The 14883-nt window shown below is 62.1% G+C and carries 14 protein-coding genes; 5 read left to right on the top strand and 9 right to left on the bottom strand.

What is annotated here, in order from left to right; genetic code table 11:
* Positions 1-228: 228 nt before the first annotated feature.
* The 7 genes from folK to dksA form a co-directional block, all read right to left on the bottom strand.
* Complete coding sequence (gene folK, locus LQ249_RS26640) at positions 229-726, bottom strand: 2-amino-4-hydroxy-6-hydroxymethyldihydropteridine diphosphokinase (protein ID WP_017847434.1); 498 nt, start codon at positions 724-726, stop codon at positions 229-231.
* Positions 727-728: 2 nt separating this feature from the next.
* Complete coding sequence (locus LQ249_RS26635) at positions 729-2132, bottom strand: polynucleotide adenylyltransferase PcnB (RefSeq protein ID WP_046382050.1); 1404 nt, start codon at positions 2130-2132, stop codon at positions 729-731.
* Positions 2133-2829: 697 nt separating this feature from the next.
* Entirely contained in the window at positions 2830-4269 is a 1440-nt protein-coding gene (locus LQ249_RS26630) for a sigma-54-dependent transcriptional regulator (RefSeq protein WP_017847436.1), read from the bottom strand.
* 22 nt (positions 4270-4291) lie between these two features.
* Positions 4292-7246, bottom strand: coding sequence for a sensor histidine kinase (locus tag LQ249_RS26625; RefSeq protein WP_164887002.1), 2955 nt, complete (start codon positions 7244-7246; stop codon positions 4292-4294).
* Positions 7230-7406 carry a hypothetical protein gene (locus LQ249_RS26620; protein WP_003176118.1) on the bottom strand — a complete coding sequence of 59 codons (177 nt, stop codon included), beginning with the start codon at positions 7404-7406 and terminating at the stop codon, positions 7230-7232. The genes LQ249_RS26625 and LQ249_RS26620 overlap by 17 nt, the downstream gene beginning before the upstream one ends.
* A 62-nt stretch (positions 7407-7468) precedes the next feature.
* On the bottom strand, positions 7469-8356 hold the full coding sequence (gene gluQRS / locus LQ249_RS26615; protein WP_017847438.1) for a tRNA glutamyl-Q(34) synthetase GluQRS: 888 nt from the start codon (positions 8354-8356) through the stop codon (positions 7469-7471).
* Positions 8357-8440: 84 nt separating this feature from the next.
* A complete protein-coding gene (gene dksA, locus LQ249_RS26610; protein WP_017847439.1) occupies positions 8441-8884 on the bottom strand; it encodes an RNA polymerase-binding protein DksA in 444 nt (147 codons plus the stop codon).
* A 321-nt stretch (positions 8885-9205) separates the two neighbouring features.
* Here dksA and LQ249_RS26605 point away from each other — a divergent pair, with 321 nt between their 5' ends.
* Positions 9206-10378: a pyridoxal phosphate-dependent aminotransferase gene (locus LQ249_RS26605; RefSeq protein WP_046487535.1), complete on the top strand. Its 1173-nt coding sequence runs from the start codon at positions 9206-9208 to the stop codon at positions 10376-10378.
* Positions 10378-11091, top strand: coding sequence for a DNA/RNA nuclease SfsA (gene sfsA / locus LQ249_RS26600; protein WP_017847441.1), 714 nt, complete (start codon positions 10378-10380; stop codon positions 11089-11091). The genes LQ249_RS26605 and sfsA overlap by 1 nt, the downstream gene beginning before the upstream one ends.
* Here sfsA and LQ249_RS26595 read toward each other — a convergent pair.
* Positions 11088-11405 carry a Rieske (2Fe-2S) protein gene (locus LQ249_RS26595; RefSeq protein WP_046382054.1) on the bottom strand — a complete coding sequence of 106 codons (318 nt, stop codon included), beginning with the start codon at positions 11403-11405 and terminating at the stop codon, positions 11088-11090. The two genes, sfsA and LQ249_RS26595, sit on opposite strands and share 4 nt — an antisense overlap.
* A 156-nt stretch (positions 11406-11561) precedes the next feature.
* On the opposite strand from LQ249_RS26595, the gene LQ249_RS26590 reads away from it, so the two are divergent.
* Genes LQ249_RS26590 through LQ249_RS26580 form a run of 3 tightly spaced genes read left to right on the top strand, consistent with a single transcriptional unit; the run spans position 11562 to position 14241 of the window.
* Positions 11562-12440: a heme/hemin ABC transporter substrate-binding protein gene (locus LQ249_RS26590; protein WP_232566003.1), complete on the top strand. Its 879-nt coding sequence runs from the start codon at positions 11562-11564 to the stop codon at positions 12438-12440.
* A 50-nt stretch (positions 12441-12490) separates the two neighbouring features.
* Positions 12491-13474, top strand: a complete 984-nt coding sequence (locus LQ249_RS26585; protein WP_169864297.1) for a FecCD family ABC transporter permease — start codon at positions 12491-12493, stop codon at positions 13472-13474.
* A complete protein-coding gene (locus LQ249_RS26580; RefSeq protein WP_046382057.1) occupies positions 13474-14241 on the top strand; it encodes a heme ABC transporter ATP-binding protein in 768 nt (255 codons plus the stop codon). The genes LQ249_RS26585 and LQ249_RS26580 overlap by 1 nt, the downstream gene beginning before the upstream one ends.
* A 220-nt stretch (positions 14242-14461) precedes the next feature.
* On the opposite strand, the gene LQ249_RS26575 is transcribed toward LQ249_RS26580, so the two are convergent.
* Complete coding sequence (locus LQ249_RS26575) at positions 14462-14734, bottom strand: TfoX/Sxy family protein (protein WP_017847446.1); 273 nt, start codon at positions 14732-14734, stop codon at positions 14462-14464.
* Positions 14735-14883 lie beyond the last annotated feature (149 nt).

Below are 14883 nucleotides of genomic sequence, written 5' to 3'. Positions count from 1 at the left end.
CGTTCAGGCGCATGGAAACAGCGAGTAACGCGCGTGAGTCTTCGTTTATACAGGCGCACTTTCTTGAGAGCAGTGCTTATAAGGCCTGGATTGCGCCCTTTAGCGCCGGTTGGCGGCAGCGGGACGCCTATAGTCGTGAGGAGGACACGGGAAGTCAATTGCATGTGTTACCGCATTGTTACGACGGTGGTGTTACCGCTGTTACTGATGCGATTCAGCAGTGGCTGATCAACGCTGGGTGCTGAGCGCAGGCATGCGTTCCAGGCCGACAAACGGGCAGGCTGCGAGCAGGTCGCTGAGGCGCCGGCCATCGGGCAATTGCAGGGTGGCTGGGGCCAGTTCGGCCAGCGGGTACAGCACGAAGGCGCGCAGGTGCATCTGATAGTGCGGCACTTGCAGGCGTGGTTCGTCGATCAGGCGGTCGCCGAACAGCAGGATATCCAGGTCGAGCGTGCGTGGGCCCCAACGCTCAAGGCGCTCGCGGCCTTGGTCGTTCTCGATGGCTTGCAGCGCATCGAGCAGTTCCAGTGGCGCCAGGCAGCTGTCCAGGGCCGCGACCGCATTGGTGTAGCGCGGTTGGCCGGGGAGCAGGGAGTCGCTTTGATAGAAGGCCGACACCCCGGCGACGGTAGTGCCCGGCAATTGCGCCAACGCCTCGATAGCATTGCGCAATTGTTGCTCCGGGGCCGCCAGGTTGCTGCCCATGCCGATGTAGATGCGTTCCACGTTTATTCGCCTGCGGCGCCCGAGGCATCGGCGGCGCTGCGCTTGCGTTTGCTCCCGCTGCGACGGCGCTTCTTGGGCCCTTCGCCGACGCCATCGCCTTTGCTGCCGAGTTCACGAATCATCTCGCGGCGCTCGCTGTCATTGGCGTCCTGGTAGTCGGTCCACCATTCGCCCAGGTCGTCGGTCTGCTCGCCGGCGCTTTCACGCAGCAGCAGGAAGTCGTAGCCGGCACGGAAGCGCGGGTTCTCCAGCAACAGGTCGGCGCGCTTGCCACTGCGACGCGGCAGGCGTTCCTGCATGTCCCAGATCTCGCGGATCGGCAGGGTGAAGCGTTTCGGGATGGCGATGCGCTGGCACTGCTCGGCGATCAACTCGTGAGCGGCTTCCTGCATGGCCGGGATCGGCGGCATGCCACGGTCCTGCAGGCGCAGTACGCGTTTGGGCAAGGCCGGCCACAACAGGGCGGCAAACAGGAACGCCGGGGTGACCGGTTTGTTCTGTTTGATGCGCAGGTCGGTGTTGATCAACGCTTCGCTGATCAGGGTGTGGGTATACGTCGGGTTGTATTCCAGTGCTTCGGCGCTCGCCGGGAACAAGGGATCGAACAACTGCAGGTCGACGAGCATTTCGAAGGTATCGGCGGCGTAGCCCGAGAGGAACAGCTTGAGCACTTCTTCGAACAGGCGCGCCGAGGGGATTTCCCGCAGCATCGGCGCCAGTTCGCGAATCGGTGCAGCCGTGTGGCGCTCGATACCGAAGTTCAGCTTCGCGGCGAAACGCACCGCCCGCAGCATGCGTACCGGGTCTTCCTGGTAGCGCTGCGTCGGGTCGCCGATCAGGCGGATCAGGTTGTTGCGAATATCGTGTACGCCGTTGGCGTAATCGAGGATGCGCTCGCTGACCGGGTCGTAATACAGGGCGTTGATGGTGAAGTCGCGGCGCTGCGCGTCTTCTTCCAGGGTGCCGTAGACGTTGTCGCGCAGGATGCGTCCGCTTTCGTTGCGGGAAGACTGATTGGTGTCTTCTTCCTCATCGTTTTGCGGATGACCGGCACGGAAGGTCGCGACCTCGATGATTTCGCGGCCAAAGTGAATATGCACCAGCTTGAAGCGGCGGCCGATGATGCGCGCATTGCGAAACTCGGCGCGCACTTGCTCGGGCGTGGCGCTGGTGGCGACGTCGAAGTCCTTGGGTGTGATATTGAGCAACATGTCGCGTACACAGCCGCCCACCAGATAAGCCTGGTAACCGGCGTTCTGCAAACGTTCGACGATGTTCACTGCATAACGGCTGAACTGAGCGCGTTGCAGCGAATGTTGGCTGCTGTTGAGCACTTCAGGCGTGCTGCGTTTGTGTTGCGTTCGACGCAAGGGAGAACGGAATGACTGGAACAACTTCTTCAGCATGGGATGCACTGTTTGAAGGAATGTTCGGCCATAACGAAGAATGACCGCATGATGGGCCGGGATTCTAGCATTTAGTCGGGGGATGGTGTAGGAACAAGCTACAGGCCTTGCGCCATAAGCCTAAAAACGTCAAATACCGGAAACTACAAGGGGAGCCGAAGCTCCCCCAGAAGTAGTTGCGTGCTCTATTTTTATTATTGGTTTCGGGCTTTTTGTTTTTGTTGATCGCCCTCGCCATGAAGTGTGACCTTCATGACACTCCCAATCGGGAGTCAAGAGCAAACGGATTGCTTTGGTCGCTGTGTTGCTGATCTACGATCCAACCAGTTCAGGCTCTGCCTTAGGGCAGTTTTTGTTGTTCTCGGCCTGGTTGCGGGGCAAGCCCCAAATGCAACGCCTCTCCAAAAGAATCAGTTAGCTGCGCCTCCGCCGTGTTGTTTTTATTGTGCGTGAGTCGATTCGTCTTATTTTTATTGTCTTGTACAAAGCTTGTTATTGTTTTTGTACTAAGCATATAGCAGGGTGCGTGCCAACTTTTGCGCCGACCAGCAAAACCAGGGGGTTGAGGGGTTTTTGGCTGTTTGGCGGCGAAAAAAAAGCCGGGGCTTCGTTACCGTAAGCCCCGGCTTTTGTTACGCGAAATATCCGCGGTAACAGTTTTTTCACATTGGTGGGTGTTACCTGCGGGCGCGCGCCCTCAGCTTTCGCTGGCCACTCCGGTCTTGCGCCGTGGAATGCCCAGGCGCTGGCGCCGTTCCCACAGGCACTTACGGCTTACGCCCAGCTTGCGCGCCAGTTCGGTCTCGGTCATGTGGTCCTGGTGCTCGAGGACGAAATGCTGGAAGTAGTCTTCCAGTGACAAATCTTCCGTCGGTTCATGGCTGGTATTGCCGGCGGCGCCCTGTTGCGGGGCCAGGCCGATGAAGTCGTCGTCTTCCAGGTCACTGAGCTCTATATCGATACCCAGCAGTTCGGCGGAAATTTCCGGGCTCTCCGACAGAATCACCGCACGCTCGACCGCATTCTCCAACTCCCGCACGTTACCCGGCCATGAGTAGTGCCGAATCGCCTGCTCGGCGTCTGCGGCGAACCGCAGGTCGGTACGGTTGATGCGCGCGCTCTGGCGCAACAGGAACGCATTGGCGATCTCGTTGACGTCGGCACCCCGTTCCCGCAGGGCCGGCAGCTTGAGTGCGATCACATGCAGGCGGTAATACAAGTCTTCACGGAACTGGCCGATCTTGGCCAGGCTCTTGAGGTCGCGGTGAGTGGCCGCGATCAGGCGCACATCGACCTTCTGCGATTGCACCGAACCCACCCGGCGGATTTCGCCTTCTTGCAGTACACGCAGCAGGCGCGCCTGGGCTTCCAGGGGCAGTTCGCCGATTTCGTCGAGGAACAGCGTGCCGCCGTCCGCCGCTTCCACCAGGCCCGCGCGTCCGGCGCTGGCGCCGGTAAACGCGCCTTTCTCGTGGCCGAACAGTTCGGACTCGATCAGGGATTCGGGGATTGCCGCGCAGTTCACCGAGATCATCGGTGCCTTGGCGCGCTTGGACAGGTTGTGCAGGGCGCGGGCCACCAGTTCCTTACCGGTCCCCGACTCGCCCTGGATCAGCACATTCGAGTCCGTCGGCGCCACTTTGCGGATCTTGCTGTACAGGTCCTGCATCGGTGGGCAGGAGCCGATGATGCCGATCTCGCCATTGCTGTTGTCGACGCCCGGCTTGTCGGCGCCGTTGGCCGCCTTGCCAGCGGGACGCTGTTCGGCCGTAGCGCTGCTGGCCGACTGGCGGTCACGCAGGATACGGGCCACGGCCTGGAGCATCTCATCGTGGTCGAACGGCTTGGCGATGTAGTCCACCGCGCCCATCTTCATGGAATCCACCGCCGAGCGCAGGCTGGCGTAGCTGGTCATGATCAGCACCGGGGTGCCCTGGCCGAGCTTGATCAACTCGGTGCCCGGCGCGCCGGGCAGGCGCAGGTCGCTGACAATCAGGTCGAACGTGGGAATACTGAACCGCTCTTGGGCTTCCTGCACCGAGCCGGCTTCGCTGACCTGGTACTGATTACGTTCAAGCAGGCGACGCAAGGCAGAGCGGATAATGGTTTCGTCTTCGACGATCAAAATGTGCGGCATTGATTCAATTCTCTCGACGGTCTCAGTTCACAGCGGACGTCGCTTCGACATGACGCGGCAAGGTCACCCGAATACGGGTGCCGCGTTGGCTTTCTGTGTCAGCCGGGCTGTCGATGGTGATTTGTCCATAATGCTCTTCAACGATGGAATAGACCAGTGCAAGGCCCAGACCGGTGCCTTCACCGGGGTCCTTGGTGGTGAAGAAGGGTTCGAACAAGCGGTCCTTGATGTTCTGTGGAATGCCGCTGCCTTCGTCCTCCACGATCAGGTCGACCGTGTGCTCGAAAGCCTCGCTCTTGACGCGTACCGCACTGCCGGCCGGGGACGCGTCGCGGGCGTTCGACAACAGGTTGATCAACACCTGCGCCAAGCGCTGGGAGTCACCGTCGACCCAGTGGTCCGGATCGCATAGGTTGAAGAACTGTACTTCGAAATTGCGCCGATTCAAGGCCAGCAGCCCAATGGCATCCTGTGCCACTTCGGCCAGGCACACCGCTTCGTCGTGGTTCTGATGGGCGCCGGCGTGGGCGAAGCTCATCAGCGACTGCACGATGCGCGACACGCGCTTGGTCTGTTCGAGGATCTGCCCGCTGATCTCGGTGATTTCGCCGTCTTCCTCGCGCTCTTCGCGCAGGTTCTGCGCCAGGCAGGCGATACCGGTGATCGGGTTGCCGATTTCATGGGCCACGCCGGCCGCCAGGCGACCGATACTGGCCAGGCGCTCGGAATGCACCAGCTTGTCTTCGAGCATCTGGGTTTCGGTCAGGTCTTCGACGAGCAACACCAGGCCGCTGTTACCGGGGGCCAGGGGCTCGTCGATCGCCGCCTTGTGCAGGTTGAGCCAGCGGGTCTGGCCGTCGAGGGCCAGGTGCTGCTTGTGCAAGTGTTCGTCGGGCAGGTTGATAAAGCCTTGCAGCAGTTCCTTCCACGGGTCGCCCAGGGTATTGAGGCGCGAGCCCACGACCCGTTGCGCGGCAATGCCGGTGAGTTCTTCCATGGCCTTGTTCCACATCAGAATCTCCTGGTCCTTGGCCAGGGAGCAGACCCCCATCGGCAGTTCCTGCAAGGTCTGGCGGTGGTAGCGGCGCAGGGCATCGAGTTCGGCGGCCAGGCCAGTGAGGCGTGAGTGATAATCCTCGAGCCGGCTTTCGATGAAGTGGATGTCTTCAGTGACGTAGTTTTCGCCGCTCGCCTTGTAGGGCAGGAACGTTTCCACCATGTCCTGCGACACGCTGGGGCCCATCAGCCCGGACAGGTTGGCTTCGATTCGGTCGCGCAGGCGGCGCAGGGCGTAGGGGCGGCGCTCGTCGAACGGCAGATAGAGGTCGCGCAGCGCTTGTTCGACTTCCTTTTGCGCGGCCTTGGCGCCCAGGGGCTTGGCCAGTTGCGTGGCGAACTCCTGGGGCGAGGCGGCATGCAGTTCGCGGCGTTGCGGGCGGCGCACGTTGTCCACCGCGCAGGCTTCGGCGGCGCTGGTTTCTTCCGGGCTGGCGTTGGTGAACAGCGAGATCAGGGTGAACATCAGCACGTTGGCGGCCAGCGAGGCGATCGCCGCCATGTGCCAGCTGGTGTCGTCGAGCACGTAGATCATGTTCAGCAGCGGGATGTAGAAACCCTGCAGGTTGCCGACCAACGGCAGCAACATGGTCACCAGCCACACCAGAATCCCAGCGAGCAACCCGGCGATAAAGCCGCGCCGATTGGCCGTCGGCCAGTACAGCACCGACAACACCCCCGGTAGGAACTGCAAGGTGGCGACAAACGCGACGATCCCCAGGTTGGCCAGGTCTTGCCCGGCGCCCAGCAGCAGGTAGAAACCGTAGCCGGCCATGATGATCGCGACGATCAGCGCGCGGCGGGTCCATTTCAGCCAGCGGTAGATATTGCCTTCGGCCGGCGGCTGGTACAGCGGCAGCACCAGGTGATTGAGCGCCATGCCCGAGAGCGCCAGCGTGGTGACGATGATCAGGCCACTGGCCGCCGACAACCCGCCGACATAGGCCAGCAGCGCCAGGGCCGGGCTGTTGGCGGCGATGCCGACGCCGAGGGTGAAATATTCGGGGTTGGTGGTGGCGCCCAACTTCAGGCCGGCCCACAGGATCAGCGGCACCGCCAGGCTCATCAACAGCAGGAACAGCGGCAAGCCCCAACTGGCGCTGACCAGCGAGCGCGGGTTGAGGTTCTCGGTGAACGTCATGTGGTACATGTGCGGCATCACGATGGCCGAGGCGAAGAACACCAGCAGCAACGTGCGCCACGGGCCTTCCTGCAGCGGGGTGTGCAGCGCGGCGAGGGCGGTCTGGTTTTGCAGCAGCCACAACTCCAGCTGTTGCGGGCCGTCGAATACGCCGTAGAGCGCATACAGGCCGACGCCACCGATGGCGATCAGCTTGATCACCGACTCGAAAGCAATCGCGAAGACCAGGCCTTCGTGTTTCTCACGGGTGGCGATGTGGCGTGAGCCGAAGAAAATCGTGAACAGGCTGATCAGCGCGCAGAAGGCCAGGGCGACGCGATACTGCACCGGCTCACGGGTCAGGATGCTGATGGAGTCGGCCACTGCCTGGATCTGCAGGGCCAGCAAGGGCAACACGCCGATCAGCATGAAAATCGTGGTCAGCGCGCCCGCCCAGGTGCTGCGAAAGCGGAAGGCGAACAAGTCGGCCAGGGACGACAACTGATAGGTGCGGGTGATCTTCAGGATCGGGTACAGCAGCACCGGCGCCAGCAAGAAGGCCCCGGACACCCCGAGGTAACTGGACAGAAAGCCATACCCATACTGATAGGCCAGGCCCACCGTGCCATAGAACGCCCAGGCGCTGGCGTAGACGCCCAAGGACAAGGTGTAGGTCAACGGATGGCGAATGATCGCCCGCGGAATCATTCCGCGCTCACTGATCCAGGCGACACCGAACAGCGCGGCCAGGTAGGCGGCGCTGATCAGCAGCATCTGGGTGAGGCTAAAGCTCATCGGCATCTTTTTGGCTCTGCAGGATGAAAGTCACGACGATCAGGATCAGCCACAGCAGATAGGGGCGATACCAGGCGCCCGTGGCGTCGATCCACCAATCCATGATGGCGGGGGAAAACAGGTAGATCCCGACGACCAGCAGCAGGACCAAGCGATAGATGTACATGTTGGCCTCTGATTGAATAACTGCGGCGATGGTAACGGATGCCTGGCCGGCTGCAAGCGCCTTCAGCGTAACTGCGCTTCGGCCAGCGTGAGTGTGCGCGGGATCAGCTGCGCATCCCAGTGGGCAATGCCCCAATCCAGCAGTTCCCGTGGGCTGGCGTGCAGCAGTTCGTCGCCGGGTTGCTGGCCGAGGGCGCGCAGGGCTCTCAACAGCAAAGGCGTGGCCTGGTCCGTGGTCAAGGGCGGGGAACGATAGGATTTGCCCAACTTGTTACCGTCCGGCTGGACGATCAGCGGCACGTGCAGGTAACGCGGTTGGCGCAGCCCCAATAATTCTTGCAGGTACAGCTGGCGCGGCGTGGAGTCGAGCAGGTCGGCGCCGCGCACGATGTCGGTAACACCTTGCCAGGCGTCATCGAGCACCACGGCCAGTTGGTAGGCGTAGAGACCGTCACGGCGACGGATGATGAAGTCACCCACTTCGCGGCCCAGGTGTTGTCGGAATTCGCCTTGTACGCGGTCGGTAAAGTGGTACTCCAGCTCCGGGACGCGCAGGCGGATGGCCGCATCGTGCTGCTCATGACCGGCATTACGGCACAAGCCAGGGTAGATCCCGTGGTAGGGCTCCAGCTGTTTGCGCGAGCAGGTACAGGCGTAGGCCAGGCCGTGGTTGAACAGGTCGTTCAGCACCTTGGCGTAGGCATCGTGCCGGTCGCTTTGTCGGACCAGTTCACCGTCCCACTCGAAGCCATAGCTTTCCAGGGCATGCAGGATTGCCGCCTGGGCGCCGGGTTCTTCGCGGGGAGGGTCGAGGTCTTCCATACGCATCAGCCAGCGGCCATGGTTGGCGCGGGCGTCAAGGTAAGAGGCGAGGGCGGCGACCAGCGAGCCGAAGTGCAGGTGGCCGCTGGGCGTGGGGGCGAAACGCCCGATATAGGGAGAGGCTGTCATGGGCCGGATACTACTGGAAAATCGCTAAACGCCAGAAACAAAAATGGGGCGTTTGTACGCCCCATTCGTTCAGCTCGGCAGGGGTTACTTGCCGACCTGTTTTTCCTTGATTTCTGCCAGGTTCTTGCAGTCCACGCACATGTCGGCGGTAGGACGTGCTTCCAGGCGGCGAATACCGATTTCGATGCCGCAGCATTCGCACCAGCCGTATTCTTCGTCCTTGATCAACTGCAGTGTCTTGTCGATCTTCTTGATCAGCTTGCGTTCGCGATCACGGGCACGCAGTTCAAGGGCGAACTCTTCTTCCTGGCTCGCACGGTCGGCCGGATCAGGGAAGTTGGCTGCTTCGTCCTTCATATGGTCAACGGTGCGGTCGACCTCCTGCATCAAGTCTTGTTTCCACTTGTTAAGGATCTTGGTGAAGTGCTCGCGCATGGGCTCGCCCATGTACTCCTCACCTTCCTTCGTGACGTAAGGTTCGAAGCCGCTGAGGCCTGGGGATTGCTGTTGCTTTGCTTGGGTGGACATGAATAGACCGCCTCTCACTCTTCTAATCCATTGCGCAGGATTGCAACGTCACCGACACCTGCCGGCCCTGCGGCTGCAAGCGGGCGAACTTACCAGATAGATTCAGGGTGCGCCACTCCCGGTTGTCGAGGCCCATCACGCAGGGGTTGCAAACAGCAGCAACCCGCTGTGGCTGGGTATGAATCGTCTCGAAGGTTGATTTTAGTCGTTTTGCAAGCGCTTGCCGGGTTCATCGTGGACGGCCTGGCAGGCAATAGAGCATGTTTTACCGCGAGGGTTCGGTAGAATCGCTGTTTTTGTCCTCACCGTTAAGGAAGGCTAATGGCTCAGCCCTACAGTGCGCGCAGTCGCGCCATCGAACCTTTTCATGTCATGGCGTTGCTGGCGCGAGCCAATGAGCTGCAAGCGGCAGGCCATGATGTCATCCATCTGGAAATCGGCGAACCGGATTTCACCACCGCCGAGCCGATCATCCAGGCCGGCCAGGCCGCGCTGGCCAATGGCAAGACCCGCTATACCGCAGCCCGCGGCCTGCCGGAACTGCGCCATGCCATCAGCGGTTTCTACCAGCAACGCTACGGCCTGAGCGTGGACCCCGAGCGCATCCTGATCACTCCGGGCGGCTCCGGCGCGTTGCTGTTGGCCAGCAGCCTGCTGGTGGACCCAGGTAAACACTGGCTGTTGGCCGACCCGGGTTACCCGTGTAACCGCCACTTCCTGCGCCTGGTGGAAGGCGCGGCGCAGTTGGTGCCCGTGGGTCCGGACGTGCGTTATCAATTGACCGCCGACCTGGTGGCCAAGCACTGGAACCAGGACAGCGTGGGCGCGCTGGTCGCATCGCCGGCCAACCCCACCGGCACTATCCTGACGCGGGACGAACTGGCCGGGTTGTCGAGTGCCATCAAGGCGCGTAACGGCCATTTGGTGGTGGACGAGATCTACCACGGCCTCACTTACGGCACCGAGGCGGCCAGCGTGCTGGAAGTCGACGATGATGCGTTTGTCCTGAATAGTTTTTCGAAGTATTTCGGCATGACCGGCTGGCGCCTGGGTTGGCTGGTGGCACCGCCCGATGCCGTCGGTGAGCTGGAGAAGCTCGCGCAAAACCTCTACATCAGCGCTCCGAGCATGGCGCAGTACGCGGCGTTGGCTTGCTTCACCCCGCAAACCCTGAGCATTCTGGAAGCGCGTCGTGCCGAGTTCGGGCGCCGTCGCGACTTCCTGCTGCCGGCCCTGCGCGAGTTGGGCTTCGGTATTGCCGTCGAACCGGAAGGGGCGTTCTATTTGTACGCCGATATCAGCGCGTTCGGCGGTGATGCCTTCGCGTTTTGCCGTCATTTCCTTGAGACCGAACATGTGGCGTTCACCCCTGGGCTGGATTTCGGTCGTTATCAAGCCGGCCACCATGTGCGCTTTGCCTACACGCAAAACCTTGATCGGCTGCAAGAGGCGGTAGAGCGCATCGCCCGTGGGCTGCGGAGCTGGCAGGGCTGATGCGCTTTCATCCTCCCCTCGAAGAGGCGCGGCTGATTCGCCGCTACAAGCGTTTTCTCACCGATATCGAAACCGTTACCGGCGAGTTGTTGACCATTCACTGCCCCAATACCGGTTCGATGCTCAATTGCATGGTCGAGGGCGGGCAGGTCTGGTTCAGTCGCTCCACTGACCCCAAGCGCAAGTTGCCCGGCACCTGGGAAATTGCCGAGACGCCTCAAGGCCGCCTCGCGTGCGTCAATACGGCGCGTGCCAATCAACTGGTTGAGGAGGCGTTGCATGCCGGGGTCATCACCGAACTCAACGGCTTTAGCGCGTTGAAGCGTGAAGTGCCTTACGGTCAGGAGAACAGCCGCATTGATTTTCGCCTGGATTACCCCGAGGGGGCGGCCTATGTCGAAGTCAAAAGTGTGACGCTGGGGTTCGATGGCACCTCGATTGCGGCGTTTCCGGACGCCGTGACCCAGCGCGGTGCCAAGCATCTACGCGAGCTGGCGCACCTGGCCCGGGATGGTGTGCGGGCGGTGCAGCTGTATTGCGTCAACCTGTCCGGGATCGAGGCCGTGCGCCCGGCCGTGGAAATCGACGCGGCCTACGCTGCCGCCCTGCGCGAGGCCAAGGCCGCGGGGGTGGAAGTGCTGGCGTATGGTGTGCGCGTCACGGCCGAGGAAATTTACGTCGAACGCCGCTTGGACGTGCTGCTCGGCGACTAGAGTTCTACCCACAGGCCCTGTTCGTCTTCGCGGCCGGGCAGGGCAGTGAGGCTTTGACCCGCGCAGGGGCCGGCGATGCATTCGCCGCTCTCGATCAGGAACAACGCGCCGTGGGTGGCGCATTGGATCAGGCTGGCGCTGGCGTCGAGGAAGTGATCGGGCTGCCATTCCAGGGGGACGCCGCGATGGGGGCAGCGATTGCGATAGAAGTAGGCGATGCCATCCCGGCGCACGGCCAACAGTTTGTGCCCGTCGATATCAAAACCACGGCTGCTGTTGGGGGCGAGGGTGTCGGAGGGGCAGAGAAACTTCATTCCAATCCTTAAGTGCCTTGACGTTCAAATGCAAACAATTATCAAATGCAGGCTTCGCCCGTTAGCTGACTGGGCGCTCAGTACGATGCCCGGCAAGAGGTATCTGTCACATCCATGAGTGTTTCAGCAGCCCCGCCCCTGGAAGGAAACCCTGTTATGCGCTTGAGTGCCAGCGCTATCGCGCTTGTTGTCGGACTGATGCTCAACCCTGGGGCGCACGCCTCGGAACTGCCGCAACGCTGGGTGAGTGCTGGCGGCGCGTTATCGGAGTGGGTGACGGCCCTGGGCGGTGAGTCGAAGTTGGTGGGCGTCGACACCACCAGCCAGCATCCGGCTTCGCTCAAGGCATTGCCGAGCGTCGGTTATCAGCGGCAGTTGTCGGCCGAGGGCATTCTCAGTCTGCGCCCGCAGGTCCTGGTGGGCACCGAGGAAATGGGGCCGCCGCCAGTGCTGGCGCAGATTCGCAACGCCGGGGTGCAGGTGGAAATGTTCTCGGCGCAGCCGGATTTGCCGACGTTGAAAGGCAACCTCGAACACCTGGGGAGGTTGTTGGGCAGTGAGGCCAAGGCCCATGCATTGTTTACCGCGTATGAACAGGCGCTTGACCGGCAGAAACGTTGGGTTGCCACGGCCCAGGCCGCACACAAGGCCCCGGGGGTGTTGATGCTGCTCGGCAATGCCGGCGGCAAACCGCTGATCGCTGGCAAAGACACGGCGGCTGACTGGATGTTGCGGCAGGCGGGCGGGCGCAACCTGGCGACCCACAGCGGTTATAAGCCGTTTTCCATGGAGTCGTTGGCCGGGTTGAGCCCCGAGGTGCTGGTGTTTGCCGACCGTGCGCTGACCGGCGAGGCGGCGCGTGCGGCCTTGTTCAAGGAGAACCCGATCCTGGCGTCCACGCCGGCGGCTAAACAGGCACGGGTGTTTGAGGTGGACCCGACGCTGCTGGTCGGCGGGCTCGGGCCGCGTCTGCCGCAAAGCCTGGTGCAGTTGTCGGCCGACTTCTATCCGTCCCAGGCCACGTCTGCCCCATGAGTACGCTGGTGAAACCCCGAACGCTGTTTATCAGCCTGACGCTGTTGTGTGTGCTGGCGATCTGGCTTTCATTGGCGCTGGGGCCGGTCAGCCTGCCGTTGCTGGATACGCTCAGGGCGGCCTTGCGCCTGATGGGCGTGCCGATCGAGGCCAGCGGCCTGGAGCAGGCGGAGCTGATTCTCGGGCAGATCCGTTTGCCGCGGACCTTGCTGGGGCTGGCGGTGGGCGGTGTATTGGCCTTGTCGGGCGTAGCGATGCAGGGGTTGTTTCGCAACCCGTTGGCCGATCCGGGGTTGGTCGGGGTATCCAGCGGCGCGGCACTCGGTGCGGCCTTCGCCATTGTCGGTGGCTCGTTTCTGGGTGGGTTGCCGGAGGTGTTCGGCCCGTATCTGTTGTCGTTGTGCGCGTTTCTCGGTGGGTTGGGGGTGACGGCGCTGGTCTACCGGCTGGGGCGGCGCAACGGCCAGACCCATGTCGCGACCATGCTGCTCGCCGGCATCGCCCTCACGGCGCTCGCCAGCTCGGCGGTGGGCTTGTTTACCTACCTGGCCGATGACACCACCCTGCGCACACTGACGTTCTGGAACCTGGGCAGCCTCAATGGCGCCAGCTATTCGCGCCTGTGGCCGTTGCTGCTGGTGAGCGCTGGCGTGGCGCTGTGGCTGCCGCGGCGGGCGAAGGCATTGAATGCACTGTTGCTCGGCGAATCCGAGGCCGCTCATCTCGGGGTCGATGTCGAGCGGCTCAAGCGCGAATTGGTGTTCTGCACCGCATTGGGCGTGGGCGCGGCGGTGGCGGCAGCGGGGATGATCGGCTTCGTCGGCCTGGTGGTGCCGCACCTGGTGCGATTGTTGGCCGGGCCGGATCATCGTGTGCTGTTACCCGCCTCGGTGCTGGCGGGGGCGAGCTTGCTGCTGTTGGCGGATCTGGTCGCGCGCCTGGCCTTGGCGCCGGCGGAGTTGCCGATCGGTATCGTCACCGCGTTGATTGGTGCGCCATTTTTTCTTTACCTGTTGTTGCGAGGGCGCGCCTGATGCTGCGAGTGGAAGGGCTGAGGATTCGTCGCGGTCGCAAAACCGTATTGGCGGATGTCACGTTGGACCTGTTGCCCGGCCAGGTGCTTGGCGTGCTGGGCCCGAATGGCGCGGGCAAGAGCACGTTGCTGGGCGCGTTGTGCGGGGAACTGCACCCGGATCAAGGCCAGGTGTGGCTGGATCAGCACGAACTGAAAGACTGGAGCGGGTCGCAACGCGCGCAACGCCTGGCCGTGTTGCCGCAGGCTTCAACCCTGGATTTCGCCTTTCGTGTCGAAGAGGTGGTCGGCATGGGCCGCTTGCCCCATCAGACCGGGCGCGTGCGGGATGACGAGATTATCGATGCCGCGTTGCAGGCCGCGGATGTCGGGCACTTGAGCGGTCGCAGTTACCTGGCCTTGTCGGGCGGCGAGCGGCAGCGCGTTCACCTGGCGCGGGTGCTGGCGCAGTTATGGCCCGGGCAGGCGGGGCAGACGTTGCTGCTGGATGAGCCGACCTCGATGCTTGACCCTTTGCATCAACACACGACCTTGCAGGCGATACGCCGCTTTGCTGACCGTGGCGCAGCAGTACTGGTGATTCTGCATGACCTGAACCTGGCGGCGCGTTACTGCGACCGGATTCTGTTGCTCGACGCGGGCCGCCCCCATGCGCTGGATACCCCGGCACAGGTTCTGCGGCCTGAGCCGCTCAAAGCGGTCTTCGGGCTGGATGTGCTGGTGCAGCCGCATCCGGAGCGCGGGCATCCGTTGATCATTGCGCGCTGAGGCTTTTTACCGGCAAAAAAAGACCCGGCAAGAGCCGGGTCAAATAACCGTGATTAGCCTGATGAGGAGATAATCTGAGAGTCCGAACCAATGGTCTTTCAGTTATCGGCTGATCTCGCGACCAGTTGTGATAATCATAACGATTCTCATTTGAGAGTCAAGATTTGTTTTCACAGGCCCTTGTCCGGAATCTTTGTCAGCGGCGGGTGGGGTCGTCGATCTAATTCTTCTGGCGCGCCGAGATAGCATCCAATTGGCGGTTCAGCGCCTCCTTGCGTTCGGCAGGAATGTCGTTCCAATGCACATCCATCAATGCCCCTTCGATTGCATACAGCAAGACTTTCGAGGCACGGAAGCCACGCGTGCGAACGGCTCGATAAGCATCGACCGCGCCCAGGCGCCGCAGGTCTGACGCACTGTGGATGCCCGCCGCATGCAGCCATTGCGCCGAGGTCTTGCCAAGGTTTCTCAGGTGTTGCAGCTCATCGTTCATCGAGCCTCCTTGCGACGGCCGAATGGTGCGGTGGGTGTCGTGACCAGGCAAGCCTGAAAAGGAGTGTAGCGCTCAGTAGGAAAAGCGTAGTTCTTTGGTCAGGAATGGCGCAAAAGCTTATAAGGATGGCGTCGACGTTTTATTGCGGG

The organism is Pseudomonas sp. 7-41 (assembly GCF_021233075.1).
Lineage (GTDB): Bacteria > Pseudomonadota > Gammaproteobacteria > Pseudomonadales > Pseudomonadaceae > Aquipseudomonas > Aquipseudomonas veronii.
Note: the sequence above shows the minus strand (reverse complement) of the source record. Positions and strands in the feature narration are given on the sequence as shown.